Below are 17,781 nucleotides of genomic sequence, written 5' to 3' on the forward strand. Positions count from 1 at the left end.
TCATGTTTAAGAAAGCTCTAAATAGCGGAGGAAAATCATGTCGCTGATGCACCGGGCCAGCCAGGTTCTGCCTGCGGGCGGCTGGAGCGGCGCCGCCGATCACATCGCGCTGGATTACGAGGCGCGGTTTCTGCGCCGCAAGCGTCTGGTCGCGGCCTCGGGCGCGGAATTTCTGGTCGATCTGCCAGAGGTGACGAACCTGCGCGGCGGCGAGGCTTTTGCGCTCGACGACGGGCGGCTGATCGAGGTGCGCTGCGGGCTGGAACCGGTGCTGGTGGTGACGGGCGATCTGACCCGGCTCGCCTGGCATATCGGCAACCGCCACACGCCCTGCCAGATCGAGCCCGACCGGCTCTTGATCCGCGAGGATCACGTGCTGGAGGCGATGTTGCGCGGCCTTGGCGCGCGGGTCGAGCGGCAGATGGCCCCGTTCCGCCCTGAAAGCGGTGCCTATGGCAGCGGCCGCACGATGGGGCATGACCACGGCCCTTATCATGTCCACGCCTGAACTGGATCTGCTCCGCCTTGTGCAATGGCTGTCGCCCGCCTTTCCGACCGGGGCCTATGCCTATTCCCACGGGCTGGAACAGGCGGTGGTGGCGGGGGAGGTGCGGAGCGAGGCGGACCTGCGCGCGTGGCTTTCCGACATTCTGGACCATGGCGCGGGGTGGAACGATGCGGTGCTTCTGGCTTGCGGTTTGCGGGGCGAGGATCTGGGCGCACTTGCCGATCTGGCGCGGGCGCTGGCGGGCACGGCCGAGCGCTTGAAAGAGACCGAGGAGCAGGGCGCCGCCTTTGCGCGGGCCCGGGCGGAAATGACTGGAACTTGCACGAATGCGATGCCTTTGCCCTTGGCCTTGGCGAAAACGGCCAAGGATTTAAGGCTTGCGCCTGAGCAGGTGATTGCCCTTTTCCAACATGCCTTTGCGTCAAGCCTTGTCTCGGCCGGGGTGCGTTTCATCCCGCTCGGACAGGCGGCGGGGCAGCGGGTGCTGGCGGCGCTGCATCCGAAGATCGTCGAGCTTTCCGCCCGCGCCGCCACCGCCACCACCGCCGATCTGGCGCAATCCGCCTTTCGCGCCGAGATCGCCTCGGCCGCGCATGAAACGCTTGAGGTGAGGATTTTCAAGACATGACCAGCCCCAGTTCTCACGGACCTTTGCGGGTCGGCATCGGCGGCCCGGTCGGCGCGGGCAAGACGACGCTGACCGAGCAACTCTGCCGCGCCCTTGCCCCCCGGCTCTCGATGGCGGTGGTGACGAATGACATCTACACCCGCGAGGATGCCGAGGCGCTGATGCGCGCGCAGGTGCTGCCCGCCGACCGGATCCGCGGCGTCGAGACCGGCGGCTGCCCGCATACCGCCATCCGCGAGGATGCCTCTATCAACCTTGCCGCCATCGCCGATCTGACGCGGGCCCATCCCGACCTCGATCTGATCCTGATCGAGTCGGGGGGCGACAATCTGGCCGCCACCTTCAGCCCGGAACTGGCGGATCTGACGATTTACGTCATCGACACGGCCGCCGGGCAGGACATTCCGCGCAAGCGCGGCCCGGGGGTGACGCGATCCGACCTTCTGGTGGTGAACAAGACCGACCTTGCGCCGCATGTGGGGGTGGATCCGGTGCTGCTGGAAGCGGACACGCAACGCGCCCGTGGCACCCGGCCCTATGTGATGGCGCGGCTGCGCCATGGCGTCGGCATCGACGAGATCGTCGCGTTTCTGATCCGGGAGGGCGGTCTTGAACAAGCGGCCCTTCCGGCCTGACGCGCAAGAGTCGCGCCAGATTTGATTCAATAACGCCCGGTTCTTGCGCAGAGACCGGGCGTTTGCCTGTGTGATGCACAATTCTGCGTCTTGGCCCCTTTCCTGCTTGCGCCCTTCTTGCCGCATCGCGGCGCCCCGGTTTTGCTGATCCCGCGGGCCGCGCCCGCCACGAAGCAACCCGCGCCCACCTCCCGGGCCGCGCGATCAAGGAACAGGGGAACACATGATTACTCGGCGCAATCTGCTGATGACCGCTGCGGCGGCCGGTGCCATGTCGATGACGGGGCGCATCGCCTTTGCCGCGGGCGAGACGATCAAGGTGGGGGTGCTGCATTCGCTCTCGGGCACGATGGCGATTTCGGAAACGACGCTGAAGGACACGGTCCTGATGCTGATCGACGCGCAGAACAAGAAGGGCGGGGTGCTGGGCAAGCAGCTTGAGGCCGTGGTGGTCGATCCGGCCTCGGACTGGCCGCTCTTTGCCGAAAAGGCGCGCGAGTTGCTGACCGTCGACAAGGTTGACGTGATGTTCGGCTGCTGGACCTCGGTTTCGCGCAAATCGGTGCTGCCGGTGATCGAGGAGCTGAACGGGCTGCTGTTCTACCCGGTGCAATACGAGGGCGAGGAAAGCTCGAAGAACGTCTTTTACACCGGCGCGGCGCCGAACCAGCAGGCGATCCCGGCGACGGATTACTTCCTCAACGAGTTGGGCGTGCAGAAATTCGCGCTTCTGGGCACCGATTACGTCTATCCGCGCACCACGAACAACATTCTGGAAGCTTACCTGAAGTCGAAGGGCATCCCGGCCGAGGATATTTTCGTCAACTACACGCCGTTCGGGCAGTCGGACTGGTCGAAGATCGTCGCCGACGTCAAGGCGCTGGGGGCGGACGGCAAGAAGGTCGGCGTGATCTCGACGATCAACGGCGATGCGAATATCGGCTTTTACAAGGAACTGGCGGCCTCGGGCATCACCGCCGATGACATCCCGGTTGTCGCCTTCTCGGTCGGCGAGGAAGAGCTTTCGGGCCTCGGCGCCGGGGATCTGAAGAACCTCGTCGGGCAACTGGCCGCCTGGAACTATTTCCAAAGCGCCGACACGGCCGAAAACAAGGCCTTCATCGAGGCCTGGCACAGCTTCATCGGCAATGACAAGCGCACCACCAACGACCCGATGGAGGCCACCTATATCGGCTTCAACATGTGGGTGAATGCGGTGACGGCCGCGGGCACGACCGAGGTGGACAAGGTCAGTGCCGCGATGATCGGGCAGAAATTCCCGAACCTGACCGGGACGATGTCGGAAATGCTGCCCAACCACCATCTGACGAAACCGGTGCTGATCGGCGAGATCAAGGAAGACGGCCAGTTCGACATCATCAGCCAGACCGAGCCGGTGCCGGGCGATGCCTGGACCGATTTCCTGCCCGAATCCGCCGTGCTGACCTCGGATTGGAAGGATCTGAACTGCGGCATGTACAACACCGAAACGAAGACCTGCGTGCAGCTGAAATCGAACTACTGAGCTGATTTCAAACGAAAACCGAGGGGGCGAGACGCCCCCTCCCGCAGCCCGGATTTTCCCATGCGCAGCCTTTTTCTGGTGCTGGCAATCAGCCTTGCGCTTGCCCTGCCCGCCGCCGCCCAAGACGCCGCACCACCCGTTGCCGTCGCCAGCGTGCAGACCGGCCTTGCCGCCGTCATCGCGCAAAACGCCGCCGCCATCGCCAAACCCTCGCGCCAGAGCATCGGTCCGGTGATTGCCGCGCTGGGGCAGGCGGGCGCGGGCGCGCCCGCGTTCCTGCAGGCCTGGGCCGAGAAGAAACTGGGCGCGCGCAAGGCGGATGGCGCGATCTTTCGGGTGACGAAAGCGGCGGGCGGTTATGCGCTGGCCGATCCCGCGACGGGGGCCGACCGGGGCACGGCCGCGAAAGCCGAAATTGCCGAGATCAAGCCGAATGCCGGGGTCCGCGGCCTGATCGCCTCGGCGCTGATCCAGTTTCAACTGTCGGACCCCGATCCGACGCAGCGTCTGGCCGCGCTGACGGCACTTGCCCGCGATGGCGCGGCCGAGCATCTGGCGCCCTTGGCGGCCTCGCTCGACGCTGAGCCCGACCCGGCGATCAAGGCGCAAAAGGAACGGCTGCTGGGCCTGCTGACGATCCGTTTCGGTGCCACGCCCGCGGCCCGCGTCGCCGCGATCAAGAGCTTCGGCGCCGATCTGGGGCTGGATTTCCGCGCGAGCCTGAACCCGATCCTGACCACCTCGCGCCAGGTCTTTGACGCGGCGCCCAGCGGAAATCTCGCCGCGATCCTTACCCCCGGAAAACCCGGGTTCACCGAGACCGAGGCCTATGATCTGCTGGTGGATCAGGGGCTTGCGCCGAAGCGGCTGGCACGTGCCGATCTGCGCGCGACGCTTGAGGCCCATCTTGAAAACGGCGCCGTCGGCGGCGTGCCGCTGGCCGATCTCTCCGACCCGGCCAAACGCGAAACCGCCTATGCGGCGCTGGAAGCCGCGGGCCAGGTGCCCGCCGCCGCCACCCCGGCCGAGGTGACCGCCGCCGTCGCCGCGCATCGCTTTGCCGACGTTTACGCCGAGCCCGAGGCCAACGTCACCGATGCCGCGAAAGCCGCGCTGAAATCGGTCTCGCTCAAGGTCGGCGCGATGCAGGGCGCCGATCTGACACTGGATGCGCTCTCGCTCGCCTCGATCTATTTCCTTGCGGCCATCGGCCTTGCGATCACCTTCGGGGTAATGCGGGTGATCAACATGGCGCATGGCGAATTCATCACCATGGGCGCCTATACCGGCTATGTGGTGCAGCAATTCATCTCGGACTACACGATCTCGATTGTTGTCGCACTGCCGCTCGCCTTTGCCGTCACCTTCGCCGCCGGTGTGGCGATGGAGCGGCTGGTGATCCGCCACCTCGCCCGCCGCCCGCTCGAAACCCTGCTCGCCACCTTCGGGATCTCGATCGCGCTGCAGCAGCTGTTCAAGAACATCTTCGGCACCCAGGCCCGGCCGCTGACCGCGCCCGAATGGCTCGATGGCGCCTTCGTGCTCAACGACATCGTGTCGATCAGCTATATCCGCATCGCGATCTTCGGGCTTGCCTTGACGTTCCTCGGCCTCTTCCTTATCGTGATGAAACGCACCCGCCTTGGCCTTGAAGTCCGCGCCGTGACGCAAAACCCCGCGATGGCCGCCTCGATGGGGATCAACCCCGACCGCATCAACATGCTGACCTTCGGGCTTGGCTCGGGCATCGCGGGGATTGCGGGCGTCGCCATCGGGCTTTTTGCGAAGGTCACCTCCGAACTGGGCGCCGATTACATCGTGCAAAGCTTCATGACCGTGGTCGTCGGCGGCGTCGGCAATATCTGGGGCACGCTGGCGGGCGCCTCCCTCGTCGGCGGGCTGCAAAAGGGGATCGAGGCGCTCAACCCCGCCAACACGCTCGCCGCACAGACCTGGATGATCCTCTTCATCATCGTCTTCATCCAGTTCCGCCCGCGCGGCATCATCGCCTTGCGCGGCCGCGCCGCCGGAGATTGACCCCATGCCCCCCGCCGCCCTTTCACCTTGGCCGAAATATCCCGCGGGGGTCCGGGGGCGCGAAGCCCCCGGCGCCGCCAGATCCCGGAGACCCCAATGACCCAAGGGTTCCTTGTCAAAAACCCATCGGCGCTGATCTTCCTCGGCCTTCTGGCCCTTTTCACCCTGACCGTGACAGTACTCTCGACTGCCTACGGGCTCGACCTCGTCTCCACCTCGATGGTGAAGACGCTCGGCAAGACGCTTTGCCTGTGCCTGATCGCCCTCGCCATGGATCTGGTCTGGGGCTATATGGGGATCCTCAGCCTCGGCCATTTCGCCTTCTTCGGGCTGGGCGGCTACATGATCGGCATGTGGCTGATGGTGGCGCGCAGCCGCGAGATCGTTCTGGCCTCGGCCCATGGCTTGCCGATGACCCCGCAAGAGCTGAACGACGCCATCGCGGCGCAGATCTTCGGCGTCGTCGGCGCCTCCGAGATGCCCGCGATCTGGGCCTTTGCCGGGTCGCTTCCGGCGCAGCTGGCGCTGGTCGTGCTGGTGCCCGGCCTTCTGGCGCTCGGCTTCGGCTGGCTCGCCTTCCGGTCCCGCGTCACCGGAGTTTACCTCTCGATCCTGACCCAGGCGATGACCCTCGCGCTGGCGCTTTATCTTTATCAGAACGACTCCGGCCTGCGTGGCAACAACGGCCTTTCGGGGCTGCAGAACATCCCCGGGCTCGATTGGGCCGGACAGGACCGGCTCTCGGTCTGGTTCCTCTGGGCCTCGGCCCTCGCGCTTGGCCTTGGCTATCTCGCCTGCGCCTTCACCGTTTCGGGCAAGTTCGGCTCGGTGATGCGCGCGATCCGTGATGACGAGGCCCGGGTGCGTTTCCTTGGTTACCCGGTCGAGGGCTACAAGCTTTTCGTCTTCACCCTGACCGCGCTGATCGCCGCTGTGGCCGGGGCGCTGTACTATCCGCAGGCGGGCATCATCAACCCGGCCGAGGTCGCGCCCATCGCCTCGATCTATCTTGCGGTCTGGGTGGCGATCGGCGGCCGGGGGCGGCTTTGGGGCGCGGTGATCGGCGCGGCCTTCGTCTCGCTGGTCTCGACCTGGTTCACCGGCGGGCGCGCGCCCGATCTGCCGCTCGGCTTTTACACGGTGAAATGGGTCGATTGGTGGCAGGTGCTTTTGGGCCTCTCCTTCGTTCTCGTCACGCTCTTCGCGCCGAAGGGTCTGTCGGGGCTGGTCGACGGGCTCGCCGGTCTGCGCCCGCCACAACGGCGCGGCGCGGCGCTTGGCCCGGATGCGGGCGCCTTGCTGGAAAAGGAGGCCCGCGAATGAGGGAACTGCTGGAAGTCTCGGGCATTTCCGTCAGTTTTGACGGCTTTCGCGCGATCAACAACCTGTCCTTCTCCATCGGCCCGGCCGAGATGCGCGCGGTGATCGGCCCGAACGGGGCGGGGAAAACCACCTTCATGGACATCGTCACCGGCAAGACCCGCCCCGACGAAGGCCGGGTGCTCTGGGGCGAGCGCTCGATCGACCTCTTGAAACTCGACGAGGCGCAGATCGCCCGGCAGGGCGTGGGGCGCAAGTTCCAGCGCCCGACGGTGTTCGAGGATCAGACCGTGGCGGAAAACCTGATGATGGCCTTGAAAGCCCAGCGCAGCCCCTGGCGTGTGCTGGTCTGGCGCCCCGCGGCTACCGATCATGCGCGGGTCGAGGCGCTGGCGGCGCAGGTGGGGCTGGGCGACAGCCTCGCGCGCAAATCCGGGGAATTGTCGCATGGGCAGAAACAATGGCTGGAAATCGGCATGTTGCTGGCGCAGGAGCCGCGGCTTTTGCTGGTCGATGAACCGGCGGCGGGGATGACGCTGGCCGAGCGCGAACAGACCACCGCGCTGCTGGTCGAGCTGGCGAAAACCCATGCTGTCGTGGTGGTCGAGCATGACATGGACTTCGTGCGGCGGCTGAATTGCAAGGTCACCGTGCTGCATGAAGGCGCGGTTCTGGCCGAAGGCTCGCTGGATCACGTGACGGCGAACCAGCAGGTCATCGACGTTTATCTGGGGCGCTGAAATGCTGAAAACCGAAGGACTTACGCTGCATTACGGCGGCTCGCAGATCCTGCATGGGGTCAGCATCGCGGCGCGGGCGGGCGAGGTGACCTGCATCATGGGCACGAACGGGGTCGGCAAGACCTCGCTTCTCAAGGCGATTGCGGGCACGCATCCGCGTTCGGGCGGCGGTCTGACGCTCGATGGCGAAGCGGTCGGGCGCGTCGCGCCGCAGGCGATGGCGCGGCGCGGATTGGCCTATGTGCCGCAGGGACGGATGATCTTTCCGCTGCTGACGGTGCGGGAAAACATGGAAACGGCCTTTGCCGTGCTGCCGCGGGCGGAGCGTTTCATCCCCGACGAGATCTACGAGCTGTTTCCGATCCTGAAAGAGTTTCTGAACCGCCGCGGCGGCGATCTGTCGGGCGGGCAGCAACAGCAACTCGCCATCGCGCGGGCGATGCTGATGAAGCCGAAACTGCTGCTGCTCGACGAACCGACCGAGGGGATTCAGCCCAACATCATTGCCCAGATCGGCCGGGTGATCAAATATCTGCGCGATACCAAGGGGATGGCGATCATTCTGGTCGAGCAGTATTTCGACTTCGCGCATGATCTGGGCGACCGCTTCTATGTGCTCAAGCGCGGCGCGGTGGCGATGGAAGGCACGAAAGACAGCCTCTCGCGTGACGCCTTGCGCGCCGTGGTCAGCGTCTGAAAGGGGGGGCTCTGCCCCCTCGGCTTCGCCTCACCCCCGGGATATTTGAGCCAAGGTGAAAGCCGATCCGGGTTTCGTTTCACCTTGGCTCAAATATCCCGGGGGGTGAATTGGCCGAGAGGCCAAGAGGGGGGCAGCGCCCCCCTTTTCGGGGCGGGCCGCAGGCCCGCAAGCCCCTTAGCGCATCCCCAAGCCCGCCCGCATCAGGGTCTTGCGCACCGGCTTGAACGCATAAAGCGCGCCGAGCGCCGCGGCGCGCAGATCGCGCAGCGGCCGCGGTGCCACCATCGAGGCGCGGTTGAGGAAATCGATCCCCACCTCGCGCGCCTTCACCTCGGGCCAGCGGCGGCGGTTGTAGGTCGCCAGCATCGCCGGGCCGCCCAGATGCGCCGGGTCCTTCTCGGCCAGATCCAGCAGGCAGCGCAGATCGGCCAGGCTCATGTTCAGCCCCTGCGCGCCGATCGGCGGGATCACATGCGCGGCCTCGGCGATCAGCGCGACGCGCTCGGCCGAGAAGCTGCAGGCGATCTGCGTGATCATCGGCCAAAGCGCGCGGCGGGTGACCAGCGTCAGCGGGCCCAGCACCCCGGTCGAGCGCTCCGTCATCTCGCGTTCGAAGTCGGCCGGGGCGAGCGCCGCCAGACGCTCGGCTTCCGGGCCGCGTTCCATCCAGACGATCGCCGAGGAGGGCTTGCCGTCGCGGTCGGGCAGGGGCACCAGCGTGAAGGGGCCGCCGGTGCGGTGCACCTCGGTCGAGACATTGCCATGCGGGCTGGGGTGGGTGACCGCGCAGACCAGCGCCTTTTGTCCGTAATGCGTTGTTTTCGTGCCGATCCCCGCCGCCTCGCGGACAAAGGAATTGCGCCCGTCCGCGCCGATCACCAGTTTCGCCGTGACCAGCGTGCCATCCGAGAGCCGCACCTCGGCGCCGCTTTCGCGGGTCAAAAGCCCCACTGTCGCCACGCCGGGGCGGAAATCGACCTGCGGGATTTCGGCCAGACGCGCGACCATTTCCCGGCGCAAAAGCCAGTTCGGGAAGTTCCAGCCGAAGGGTTCGTCCGAGATGTCGGCGGCATCGAAATCGCGCACGATCCGCGCCTCGGGCCGGGCGCCGCCCGCGTCGATGATCCGCATCACCTGCAGCGGGGCCGCATGCGGCGCCAGCCGCGCCCAAAGCCCCGCACGCTCCAGCATCGCGCGCGAGGGATGCAGGAAGGCGGTCGTCCGCATGTCGGCGCCCGCATCGGTTTCGGCGGTCACCGGCGGGTCGGGATCGACGCAGATCGTGGTGAACCCGGCCGAGCCGAAGGCCGCCGCCGCCACCAGGCCCGCGACGCCGCCGCCGGAAATCAGGATATCTGTCGAAAGACGCGGTGCGGTCTCGGTCATGGCGCTCTCCCCTGAGGTCAGATCTCAAGATGGCACAACCGGGGCCGGTTTCAACCGCCGCCGCACATCCTTTTATGCGATCGAGAGGACCACCAGCAGCCCGAGCATCACGAAGCTCATCAGGACGAACCAGAGGATCACCCCGCCAAGCCCGGCAAGCACAAAGCCCGCAGCCGCCCCGCCGAGAAACAGCGCCGCGATCAGAAACAGAAAAAGCGTCGCCCCGGTGTTGGACGTCGGCTGCGCAGTGCTCATGGTCGATCCCTTCCGATGGGGCTGTCGCGACGGGCGCGTCCGGCCAAGCAGGCCATGCGGCGGGCAGGGCGGCCAGATCGCATTTCGCCGCAGCCGGGATCGGGCCGGGGCCCGGGATCACCCGGCCCCGGGGGGCGTCAGGTCCGGGCGCCGATCGCCATGGCCACCATCACGACGGCGGTCAGGCCGACGCCGCAGGTGATCAGCCCGCCAAGGCCGCCGATCAGATAGGAGGCGACGATCACCGCAAAGATCGCGACGGCGATCAGATACAGGGTGAGGGCGGCGCCGGTGTCATTGGAGGGTTGCGTGGTGCTCATGGGGGTTCCTTTCGCCGGGGAAGGGCGGTTGCGAGTCGAACCCCGGGAAAATCTGCGCACTGCAAGCAAAAAACGAGCCAGCAAATGGTCGCTGAGACAAAAGGCCCGGGCTGCGACCCGGGCCTTGGTGCGGTGCGAGGTGGAGGGGCTCAGCCGCCCGCGGTCATCACGACAAGAAGCGCCAGCATGAACCAGGTCGCGCCGACGCCACACAGGATCAGCCCGCCCAGACCCATCGTCGCCACCGCAACGGCGACAATCCCGATCACCACGGCCGCGATCAGATACATCGCAAGGGTGTAGTCCTTTTTCTCGGCGTGGCCGTGGTCGGAACCCGAGAAAGCGCCGGCGGCGGTGGTCATGGTCATGCTGCTGTCTCCCAGGGCCATCCCCCCGGACGGCCAAATCTGCATACGCTTGTATACGGGCGCCCGGATTCGCGTCAAGTTGTCGCGCGCAAGAAGGTTAGAATTATTTTAACCCGACCTGTCCCGAGAACGAGACAGCAGGCCCTCAGTGATGGCGCGCGGCGCGCAGGCTGCGCAGGAAGCGGGGCAGGTCGGCGGTGTGATGCTGGATATGGGGGGCGGGCGCGGGATGCTCTGCCACATGTATGGTCCGCATGCCCAGCGCATGCGGCACGGCCAGATTGCGCGGATCGTCTTCGAACATCGCGGCGCGGGCGGGATCGACCCCGGCGCGGTCAAAGACGGTGGCAAAGGCGCGGGCGGCGGGTTTGGGGTGATACCCGGCATGTTCGACCCCGAAAATGCCGTCGAAAAGCCCGTCAAGCCCCCGCACCGCCAGCACTTTTTGCGCATAGGGCGCCGAGCCGTTGGTGAAGACGATCTTCTGCCCCGGCAGCGCGGCGATCGCCGCGCGCAGGTCCGGATCGGGCGTCAGCGCCGAAAAGTCGATGTCATGCACCTCGTGCAGATAGGGCGTCGGATCGACCCCATGCACCTGCATCAGCCCGGCCAGCGTGGTGCCGTGGCTGCGCCAATACTGATCGCGCAGCCGGTCGGCTTCCTGCTGCCCGACCCCAAGCGCGCGCATCACATAGGCGGTCATCCGCACCTCGATCTGATCGAAGAGCCGCGCCGAGGGCGGATAGAGCGTGTGATCGAGGTCGAAGACCCAGTGACAGACGTGGGAAAACTCGGATGCGGGCATGATCTCACCAGGAAGCGTCGGGCAGGTAGGGCAAAGCGTCGGATTTGCAACTGTGGCGGCTTGTCACGGCGCAAGGCTGCGCCTAATCTGCCCCCCGCTCCGAGTCCGCATACTGCGGCATACAATGGGAGCGCGGAATTGGAAAGGTCGGGATTTCGATGCAGAAGGACGCCTATACGCTCATTCTCGAAGCGATCGATGCCGGGCTTTACCGACCGGGGGACCGGCTGGTCGAATCGGAGCTGGCAGAGCGCTTCGGGGTGTCGCGCACGCCGGTGCGCGAGGCGATGCAGCGGCTGGAGACCCAGGCGATGCTGGCGCGCGACGGGCGCTCGCTGATCGTCGCCTCGCTGGATCACAACCAGCTGGCCGAGCTTTACGTGGTGCGCGCGGAACTCGAGGCGCTGGCGGCGCGGCTGGCGGCGAAACATGCCGCGCCCGAAGAAATCCGGGTGCTGCAGGAGATGATCGATCTGGACCGCGCGCAACAGGATGACCCGATCGCGCTGGCGCGGGCGAACAAGCGCTTTCACCGGCAGCTGCATCTGGCCTCGCACAACCGCTATCTGGTGCAGCAGCTTGACCTTGTGCACCGCTCGATGGCGCTTCTGGCGACGACGTCGCTGGCGGCCGAGGGGCGGGGGGAAAAGGCGCTCGACGAACATCAGGCGATTGTCGATGCGATCGGCGCGGGCGATGCCGATGCGGCGGCGGGGGCGCTGCGCCATCATATTTCGCAGGCTTTCGAGACCCGGCTGAAGCTGGATGCCGAGGCGCGGACGGAACATCCCTGAGCCGGTTCAGTCGATCAGCGGTGCCCGGGGGGTGCGGATCGGCGCGGCGGGACCGGGCGCGGCGTCGCTGATCGCCGTCACCAGATCCGAGCGCAGCGCCGGGGCGGACATGTGATGCACGCCGTCAAAGACGCCATGCACGGTCTTGTCCCAGTAGAAAGGCTTGGTGATCACCTCGTAGATCGCCTTCCAGCCCGCCAGCGCGCCCAGGGGAAAATACAGGTTCAGCGTCGGCACCCAGGGGATCAGATGGCGGTGATCCTTGCCGCGCACCGCCCAGGCGCCGACGGTGATATTGACGATTTCGGTCAGAACGAAGGTGAACAGCAGCAGGTTTTCAAGGCTTTCCGACATGATCGCCGAGATCGGATGCCAGATCCCGAACAGGATCAGCCAGCAGGTCCACAGAAGCGGTGCCAGCAGATATTGTGATAGCGCCCCCAGGATCAGGATCTGCACGCCGAAGAACCGCTTCGGGCCAAGGTCGCGCCAGAGCCGCGCCGGGTCACGCATGTGCACGGCCCAGGTCATCGCATAGCCCTTGAGCCAGCGCGAGCGCTGCTTGACCCAGGGCACGGCGCGGCAATTGGCTTCCTCGTGCGTCACCGCCGGGATCAGCTCGGTCCGATAGCCCGCCCGCGCCAGACGGATGCCCAGATCGGCGTCTTCGGTGACGTTGTGGGCATCCCAGCCGCCCAGCTCTTCCAGCGGGCCGCGGCGGAAGAACAGCGTGGTCCCCCCCAGCGGCACCACAAGGCCCAGCCGCGCCAGGCCCGGCAGCATGGCGCGGAACCAGGCCGCATATTCGAAGGTGAAACAACGCGCGAGCCAGTTCGTGCGCGGGTTGTAATAATCCAGGATGCCCTGCAGGCAGGCGACCTCGGGCGGGCTTTCGGCGAAGCGGCGGGCAACGATGTGCAGCTGCTCGGGCTCGGGCATGTCCTCGGCGTCATAGACCCCGATCACCGAGCCGCGGCAGAAGTTCAGCGCGTAATTCAGCGCCCGCGGCTTGGTCTGGATCGGCCCCGCGGGCACGGTGACGACGCGCATCCAGCGCGGCAGCGTGGCCCCCGACAGCGCCTCGCGCGTGGTCAGGTCGGTCTGTTCCACCACCAGCAGGATATCGAGCAATTCGCGCGGCCAGTTCAGCCGCGACAGCCGCTCGACCAGCCGCGTGGCGATGTCGCGTTCCTTGTAAAGCGGCACCATGATCGAGATGATCGGCAACCGCTGCATCGGCGCGGGGCGCAACGCCCGCAGCGCGGCCGCGGCCCGGGCGCGGCGTTGCGCCCGCATCTCGGCGATCCAGGCCGCCAGCTTGAGCCCCATCGTCGCGTAAAGCGTGATCATGGCCCAAAGGAACAGCACCGCGAAGACCGCGACCGGCACGAGGATCAGCCCCGCGACCGAGACGGCGGTGACCGCAAGGACCAGCCGCGCCGCCAGTTTCTCGTTATGGGTGCGGCAGGAGCGGTCGGGATCGACCTTCACCTCGGCGCGGCGGATCAGGGCGGTCTGGCGCCGCGCCAGCAGCGCCGCATGCACGTCGCGTTCGGGCGCCAGCGCCATCCGGTAGGGGCCGAATTCGGCGGGCAATTCGGCGGCAAGACGGGTGAAATGCTCGGGCCGGGCGGTGGCGATCAGGGTGACACCGCCGATCCGCCGCCAGGGCACCATCGCCTCCTTGAGGCAAAGCTCGGGGCCGAGCGTGTCGATCAGCCGGGGGTCGGGGGGCTCTGCCAGAAGGTCGATCACCCCTGCGTTCGACTGCTTCGCCAGCGCCGCCATCAGATCGGCCTCGGACACCCAGCCATGCGTCAGCAGGATGTCGCCCAGCCGCACGTCCTGCCGGCGGCGCAGCGCCACCGCCTTGAGCAGATCGCCCGGCCGCACCGCGCCCATCTCCAGCAGGATCTGTCCCAGTTGCCGACGATCCGGCTGCGGTCGCTGCGGCCGCCCGATCGTCACCTGATCCTCCGTCGTCTCGGGGGCGCCCTCCTGCGGGGGCGCCGCGCCGGTGATGCAGGCTTTCGGCCAGGGGGCCACAGCCTCGACGAGCCTTGTCTTGAGGTGACTGGAACCGCGCATTTCGCCCCCTGGTAGAGTACGGGGTCACAGTTTCGCCTTTTTGGTTAATCTTGGGTTAACCAAAACGCCTGTTGAAGCGGATTCCAGGATTCATTTTTTTCGGCCGCCCTGAGGCGGCCGGAACACAGCGCGAACATCTGTGGATAAAGCGCTCAGGCGGCGCGGCGGGCGGCCATTGCGGCGGCGAACCGCTCGAAAAGATAAAGGCTGTCTTGCGGCCCCGGGCTGGCTTCGGGGTGATATTGCACCGAGAAGACGGGGCGATTCTCGACCGCGATGCCGCAGTTCGAGCCGTCGAACAGGCTGACATGCGTTTCGGTCACGCCCTTGGGCAGGGTCTGGGCATCGACGGCGAAGCCGTGGTTCATCGAGGTGATCTCGACCTTGCCGGTGGTGAGATCCTTGACCGGATGGTTCGCGCCGTGATGGCCGTGGTTCATCTTGATCGTCTTCGCGCCCAGCGCCAGCGCCAGCATCTGATGGCCAAGGCAGATCCCGAAGAGCGGCAGATCGGTTTTCAGCACGCCCTGGATCATCGGCACGGCATAGGTGCCGGTCGCGGCCGGATCCCCCGGACCGTTCGACAGGAACACGCCCTCGGGGTTCAGCGCCAGCACCTCTTCGGCGGTGGCGGTGGCGGGCAGCACGGTGACGTCGCACCCCGCCGAGGCGAGGCAGCGCAGGATGTTGCGTTTCGCGCCATAATCGATGGCGACGACCTTGAAGCCGGGGCCGGTGCGGCGGGTGTAGCCCTCGGGCCAGGCCCAGCGCTGTTCGTCCCAAGTGTAGCTTTGCGCGCAGGTGACGTCCTTGGCCAGATCAAGGCCGACAAGCCCCTTCCAGTCGCGGGCCTTTTTCACCAGCGCTTCGATGTCGAAGACACCGTCGGGATTGTGGGCGATCGCCACATGCGGCGCGCCCTGTTGCCGGATCGCCCGGGTCAGGCGGCGGGTGTCGATGCCGCCGACGCCGATGCGGCCGCGTTTTTCCAGCCAGCCGACCAGATCTTCCACCGCGCGCCAGTTCGAGGGCTCGGTCGGGTCCCATTTCACCACCAGACCCGCGGCAACGGGCTCGGCGGTCTCGTCATCCTCGGGGGTGACGCCGACATTGCCGATATGGGGGAAGGTGAAGGTGACAACCTGCCCGGCGTAGGAGGGATCGGTCATGATTTCCTGATAGCCGGTCATCGCGGTGTTGAAGACCAGTTCGGCCACCGTCTCGCCGGTGGCGCCAAAGCCGCGCCCGTAAAAGAGTTGTCCGTCAGCGGTGGCGATGAGCGCGGTGGGTTTTTCCGACGACTGGGGGCTCATGGGCATGGCGCGACTCTCCGGGGCAAAATCCGGCCGAACCTACGGGGAGGGGCGGAATTGGTCAAGGCCTGCGGGGTGGAATAAGATATTGTTGTAAATCAAAAGGTTGCGCACTGTCTGGCCGGGAGGGGGGCGCTGCCCCCCGTCCTGCGGACTCCCCCCGGGATATTTGGTCCAAGGTGAAAGGGCGACCGGGGTCAGCCGCGGCGGGCCTAGGCCGCGACCGGGGTGCAGATCTCGACCAGCGTGCCTTCGGGGCTGCGGACATAGGCCGTGGTCTGGCCCCAGTCCATCCGCTCGACCCCCTGCACGAGGGTTGCGCCCGCGGCCAGCGCCCGGGCAAGGGCGGCGGCGACATCCCCGGTTTCGAAGGCGAGTTCGAAAGAGGGCAGGGCGGGGGGCGTGGTGGCGACCTGTTTGCCGATCTGTTCCATCAGCGTGATCGCGGTGAAACAGAGCTTCGTCGCCCCGGTGACCATTTCGCCGAAGGTGCCGCTGTCGTGCAGGAAGCCGCGCTCGAGCCCGAAGGCTTCGGCATAGAAGGCCATCGTGGCGGCGACATCGGGGACATAAAGGATGACATAGCGCAGCTGCATCGGAAACCTCCGGTTGATCCGTGCAGGCTACGCCTCTTTGCCGCCTTGGCCAAATGAAAAGGCCCGGTCGGGGGTACCGACCGGGCCCGGGTCCGCAGCTGCGGAAGGCTTATTTCACCACCGAAGCCAGATAGGCCGCGACGTCTTCGCCGCCCTTGGCGAGTTTGAACGCCATGCCCGACTTGGCTTTCTTGTCGTCAAGCTTTTCCTTCAGGAAGGCGCCCGGGTCTTTCACATAGGTCGCGATGTCTTCCTCGGTCCAGGCGAAGCCCGAGGCGCCGAGCGCGACGATCGAGTCCTTGTATTTGAACTCCGGGTAGGTGCCGGCGGTGCGGCCGACGACGCCGTAGAGGTTCGGGCCGGTCTTCGCGCCTTTCACGATCTCGGTCCCGTCGGGGGCGATGATCGAGTGGCAGGTCTTGCACTTGTTGAATTCTTTTTCGCCCTTCGCGGCGTCGCCCGCGAAAGCGGGGGCGGCGAGCACGAGCGCGGCGACAGTGGCGGCAGTGAGGCTGATCTTCATCGCTGTATCCTTGGTCTGTTTGCTTGCCCGGTCTCAGGCCGGGGCCAAGGGGCAGATTCCTTACCCGGTCCACGCTTTACCACAAGGCAAAAGGTCGCGCATATCCCTTTGTTTCAATTCCATGACCCGCAGGGCAAGAATCCGGACGCAAAGTGAATGCCAGATGAAATGCGGCCCTTGCGGCGGTCCGGGGCGGGGGCGGGCTCAGCCGCCGCAGCGCGGGGTGAAATCGGTCTCGAACCGCGCCCGCAGCGCCAGGTCCAGATCGGCCATCGTCACCGGCAGTCCCAGATCGACAAGCGAGGTCACGCCATGCTCGCGGATGCCGCAGGGCACGATGCCGGAAAAATGGCTCAGATCCGGATCGACGTTGATCGACAGGCCGTGAAAGCTGATCCAGCGCCGCAGCTTCACCCCGATCGCGGCGATCTTGTCCTCGCGCAGCGATCCGTCGGGCATCGGCGGCTTTTCCGGGCGCGCGACCCAGACGCCGACGCGGCCGTCGCGGATCTCGCCCTTGACGTTGAATTCGGCCAGCGCGCCGATCACCCAGGTTTCCAGCGCCTGCACGAAGCAGCGCACGTCGCGGCCGCGCGTGTTCAGATCAAGCATGACATAGACGACGCGCTGGCCGGGGCCGTGATAGGTGTATTGGCCGCCGCGTCCGGCCGCGTAGACCGGGAAGCGGTCCGGATCGGTCAGGTCGGCGGCCCGCGCCGAGGTGCCCGCGGTGTAAAGGGCGGGATGTTCGAGCAGCCAGATCGCCTCGGGCGCGGTGCCCGCGGCGATCGCGGCCACCCGCGCCTCCATGAAGGCCAGCGCCTCGGGGTAGGGCACGGGACGGTCCGAGGTGATCCATTCAGGCATGCGCAGCTCTCCTGCCTTGGGGGTAAAACAATCGCGCCCGCGGCTCAAGCCGGATTTCGGGCCGGTTGCGGGGCGGGGCGGTTGCGGGGCGGTCCTGCCCGGGGTCGCGCAAGAGATTTTTCGAAACCCGCAAATTGGGGCTTTTCATTCCCCGCAGGCTCGGCTAAATCGCCCCTCACCAAGCCAGAACATGCGGTTGTGGCGGAATTGGTAGACGCGCAGCGTTGAGGTCGCTGTGGGGTAACTCCCGTGAAAGTTCGAGTCTTTTCAACCGCACCAATGGCCGGATGGCCGCAAGCCCGGGGCACACCCCCGGGCTTCGTCATTTTCCGCCCCCGGATTTTCGGCCCCCGGGCATCGGCCTGAGAACAGG

The 17,781-nt window shown here is 66.4% G+C and carries 19 protein-coding genes and 1 tRNA gene; 10 read left to right on the forward strand and 10 right to left on the reverse strand.

Translation table 11 applies throughout. The annotated features are described in order from the left end of the window. Positions 1-37: 37 nt before the first annotated feature. The 8 genes from FBT96_RS12055 (at position 38) to urtE (ending at position 8,090) form a co-directional block, all read left to right on the forward strand. Positions 38-508 carry an urease accessory protein UreE gene (locus FBT96_RS12055; RefSeq protein ID WP_136906966.1) on the forward strand — a complete coding sequence of 157 codons (471 nt, stop codon included), beginning with the start codon at positions 38-40 and terminating at the stop codon, positions 506-508. Then, complete coding sequence (locus tag FBT96_RS12060; RefSeq protein ID WP_394347675.1) at positions 477-1,136, forward strand: urease accessory protein UreF; 660 nt, start codon at positions 477-479, stop codon at positions 1,134-1,136. The genes FBT96_RS12055 and FBT96_RS12060 overlap by 32 nt, the downstream gene beginning before the upstream one ends. Then, the gene (gene ureG, locus FBT96_RS12065) at positions 1,133-1,771 is read left to right on the forward strand and encodes an urease accessory protein UreG (protein ID WP_136906968.1); all 639 of its coding nucleotides are present in this window, start codon (positions 1,133-1,135) and stop codon (positions 1,769-1,771) included. The genes FBT96_RS12060 and ureG overlap by 4 nt, the downstream gene beginning before the upstream one ends. A 271-nt stretch (positions 1,772-2,042) precedes the next feature. After that, entirely contained in the window at positions 2,043-3,296 is a 1,254-nt protein-coding gene (gene urtA, locus FBT96_RS12070; RefSeq protein ID WP_249306473.1) for an urea ABC transporter substrate-binding protein, read from the forward strand. A gap of 60 nt (positions 3,297-3,356) precedes the next feature. Next, entirely contained in the window at positions 3,357-5,333 is a 1,977-nt protein-coding gene (gene urtB / locus FBT96_RS12075) for an urea ABC transporter permease subunit UrtB (RefSeq protein WP_136906972.1), read from the forward strand. 96 nt (positions 5,334-5,429) lie between these two features. Further along, entirely contained in the window at positions 5,430-6,656 is a 1,227-nt protein-coding gene (gene urtC / locus FBT96_RS12080; protein ID WP_136906974.1) for an urea ABC transporter permease subunit UrtC, read from the forward strand. Further along, on the forward strand, positions 6,653-7,393 hold the full coding sequence (gene urtD / locus FBT96_RS12085) for an urea ABC transporter ATP-binding protein UrtD (protein ID WP_136906976.1): 741 nt from the start codon (positions 6,653-6,655) through the stop codon (positions 7,391-7,393). The genes urtC and urtD overlap by 4 nt, the downstream gene beginning before the upstream one ends. A gap of 1 nt (position 7,394) precedes the next feature. After that, complete coding sequence (gene urtE / locus FBT96_RS12090) at positions 7,395-8,090, forward strand: urea ABC transporter ATP-binding subunit UrtE (RefSeq protein WP_136906978.1); 696 nt, start codon at positions 7,395-7,397, stop codon at positions 8,088-8,090. 177 nt (positions 8,091-8,267) lie between these two features. Here the strand turns inward: urtE and FBT96_RS12095 are convergent, their stop codons facing one another. From FBT96_RS12095 to FBT96_RS12115, 5 genes are all read right to left on the reverse strand, one after another. Further along, positions 8,268-9,479 carry a UbiH/UbiF family hydroxylase gene (locus FBT96_RS12095; RefSeq protein WP_136906980.1) on the reverse strand — a complete coding sequence of 404 codons (1,212 nt, stop codon included), beginning with the start codon at positions 9,477-9,479 and terminating at the stop codon, positions 8,268-8,270. Positions 9,480-9,551: 72 nt separating this feature from the next. Beyond that, a complete protein-coding gene (locus tag FBT96_RS12100) occupies positions 9,552-9,734 on the reverse strand; it encodes a hypothetical protein (RefSeq protein WP_136906982.1) in 183 nt (60 codons plus the stop codon). 137 nt (positions 9,735-9,871) lie between these two features. Then, complete coding sequence (locus FBT96_RS12105) at positions 9,872-10,054, reverse strand: hypothetical protein (protein ID WP_136906984.1); 183 nt, start codon at positions 10,052-10,054, stop codon at positions 9,872-9,874. A 149-nt stretch (positions 10,055-10,203) separates the two neighbouring features. Further along, on the reverse strand, positions 10,204-10,422 hold the full coding sequence (locus FBT96_RS12110; protein WP_023918179.1) for a hypothetical protein: 219 nt from the start codon (positions 10,420-10,422) through the stop codon (positions 10,204-10,206). A 145-nt stretch (positions 10,423-10,567) separates the two neighbouring features. Then, positions 10,568-11,227: a pyrimidine 5'-nucleotidase gene (locus FBT96_RS12115; protein ID WP_136906986.1), complete on the reverse strand. Its 660-nt coding sequence runs from the start codon at positions 11,225-11,227 to the stop codon at positions 10,568-10,570. A 158-nt stretch (positions 11,228-11,385) separates the two neighbouring features. On the opposite strand from FBT96_RS12115, the gene FBT96_RS12120 reads away from it, so the two are divergent. Then, positions 11,386-12,021: a GntR family transcriptional regulator gene (locus tag FBT96_RS12120; protein ID WP_136906988.1), complete on the forward strand. Its 636-nt coding sequence runs from the start codon at positions 11,386-11,388 to the stop codon at positions 12,019-12,021. Between the two features lie 6 nt (positions 12,022-12,027). Here the strand turns inward: FBT96_RS12120 and FBT96_RS12125 are convergent, their stop codons facing one another. The 5 genes from FBT96_RS12125 to lipB form a co-directional block, all read right to left on the reverse strand. Continuing rightward, entirely contained in the window at positions 12,028-14,109 is a 2,082-nt protein-coding gene (locus tag FBT96_RS12125) for a glycosyltransferase family 2 protein (RefSeq protein WP_249306461.1), read from the reverse strand. Between the two features lie 152 nt (positions 14,110-14,261). Then, entirely contained in the window at positions 14,262-15,428 is a 1,167-nt protein-coding gene (carA, locus tag FBT96_RS12130) for a glutamine-hydrolyzing carbamoyl-phosphate synthase small subunit (protein ID WP_394347676.1), read from the reverse strand. Between the two features lie 206 nt (positions 15,429-15,634). Beyond that, on the reverse strand, positions 15,635-16,018 hold the full coding sequence (locus FBT96_RS12135) for a VOC family protein (protein ID WP_136906990.1): 384 nt from the start codon (positions 16,016-16,018) through the stop codon (positions 15,635-15,637). A 109-nt stretch (positions 16,019-16,127) separates the two neighbouring features. Then, on the reverse strand, positions 16,128-16,541 hold the full coding sequence (locus FBT96_RS12140; RefSeq protein WP_136906992.1) for a c-type cytochrome: 414 nt from the start codon (positions 16,539-16,541) through the stop codon (positions 16,128-16,130). A 204-nt stretch (positions 16,542-16,745) separates the two neighbouring features. Further along, complete coding sequence (lipB, locus tag FBT96_RS12145; RefSeq protein ID WP_136906994.1) at positions 16,746-17,408, reverse strand: lipoyl(octanoyl) transferase LipB; 663 nt, start codon at positions 17,406-17,408, stop codon at positions 16,746-16,748. A gap of 192 nt (positions 17,409-17,600) precedes the next feature. On the opposite strand from lipB, the gene FBT96_RS12150 reads away from it, so the two are divergent. Next, positions 17,601-17,687 (forward strand) — tRNA-Leu (locus FBT96_RS12150). Positions 17,688-17,781: the final 94 nt, after the last annotated feature.

Source organism: Rhodobacter capsulatus, from assembly GCF_005144475.1.
In the GTDB taxonomy this organism is placed as follows: domain Bacteria; phylum Pseudomonadota; class Alphaproteobacteria; order Rhodobacterales; family Rhodobacteraceae; genus Rhodobacter; species Rhodobacter capsulatus_C.

Bases quoted from the DNA above. Each gene is read 5' to 3' on its own strand.
- FBT96_RS12055 (WP_136906966.1), top strand. From the start codon at position 38: ATGTCGCTGATGCACCGGGCCAGCCAGGTTCTGCCTGCGGGCGGCTGG.
- FBT96_RS12060 (WP_394347675.1), top strand. From the start codon at position 477: ATGACCACGGCCCTTATCATGTCCACGCCTGAACTGGATCTGCTCCGC.
- ureG (WP_136906968.1), top strand. From the start codon at position 1,133: ATGACCAGCCCCAGTTCTCACGGACCTTTGCGGGTCGGCATCGGCGGC.
- urtA (WP_249306473.1), top strand. From the start codon at position 2,043: ATGTCGATGACGGGGCGCATCGCCTTTGCCGCGGGCGAGACGATCAAG.
- urtB (WP_136906972.1), top strand. From the start codon at position 3,357: ATGCGCAGCCTTTTTCTGGTGCTGGCAATCAGCCTTGCGCTTGCCCTG.
- urtC (WP_136906974.1), top strand. From the start codon at position 5,430: ATGACCCAAGGGTTCCTTGTCAAAAACCCATCGGCGCTGATCTTCCTC.
- urtD (WP_136906976.1), top strand. From the start codon at position 6,653: ATGAGGGAACTGCTGGAAGTCTCGGGCATTTCCGTCAGTTTTGACGGC.
- urtE (WP_136906978.1), top strand. From the start codon at position 7,395: ATGCTGAAAACCGAAGGACTTACGCTGCATTACGGCGGCTCGCAGATC.
- FBT96_RS12095 (WP_136906980.1), bottom strand. From the start codon at position 9,479: ATGACCGAGACCGCACCGCGTCTTTCGACAGATATCCTGATTTCCGGC.
- FBT96_RS12100 (WP_136906982.1), bottom strand. From the start codon at position 9,734: ATGAGCACTGCGCAGCCGACGTCCAACACCGGGGCGACGCTTTTTCTG.
- FBT96_RS12105 (WP_136906984.1), bottom strand. From the start codon at position 10,054: ATGAGCACCACGCAACCCTCCAATGACACCGGCGCCGCCCTCACCCTG.
- FBT96_RS12110 (WP_023918179.1), bottom strand. From the start codon at position 10,422: ATGACCATGACCACCGCCGCCGGCGCTTTCTCGGGTTCCGACCACGGC.
- FBT96_RS12115 (WP_136906986.1), bottom strand. From the start codon at position 11,227: ATGCCCGCATCCGAGTTTTCCCACGTCTGTCACTGGGTCTTCGACCTC.
- FBT96_RS12120 (WP_136906988.1), top strand. From the start codon at position 11,386: ATGCAGAAGGACGCCTATACGCTCATTCTCGAAGCGATCGATGCCGGG.
- FBT96_RS12125 (WP_249306461.1), bottom strand. From the start codon at position 14,109: ATGCGCGGTTCCAGTCACCTCAAGACAAGGCTCGTCGAGGCTGTGGCC.
- carA (WP_394347676.1), bottom strand. From the start codon at position 15,428: ATGCCCATGAGCCCCCAGTCGTCGGAAAAACCCACCGCGCTCATCGCC.
- FBT96_RS12135 (WP_136906990.1), bottom strand. From the start codon at position 16,018: ATGCAGCTGCGCTATGTCATCCTTTATGTCCCCGATGTCGCCGCCACG.
- FBT96_RS12140 (WP_136906992.1), bottom strand. From the start codon at position 16,541: ATGAAGATCAGCCTCACTGCCGCCACTGTCGCCGCGCTCGTGCTCGCC.
- lipB (WP_136906994.1), bottom strand. From the start codon at position 17,408: ATGCCTGAATGGATCACCTCGGACCGTCCCGTGCCCTACCCCGAGGCG.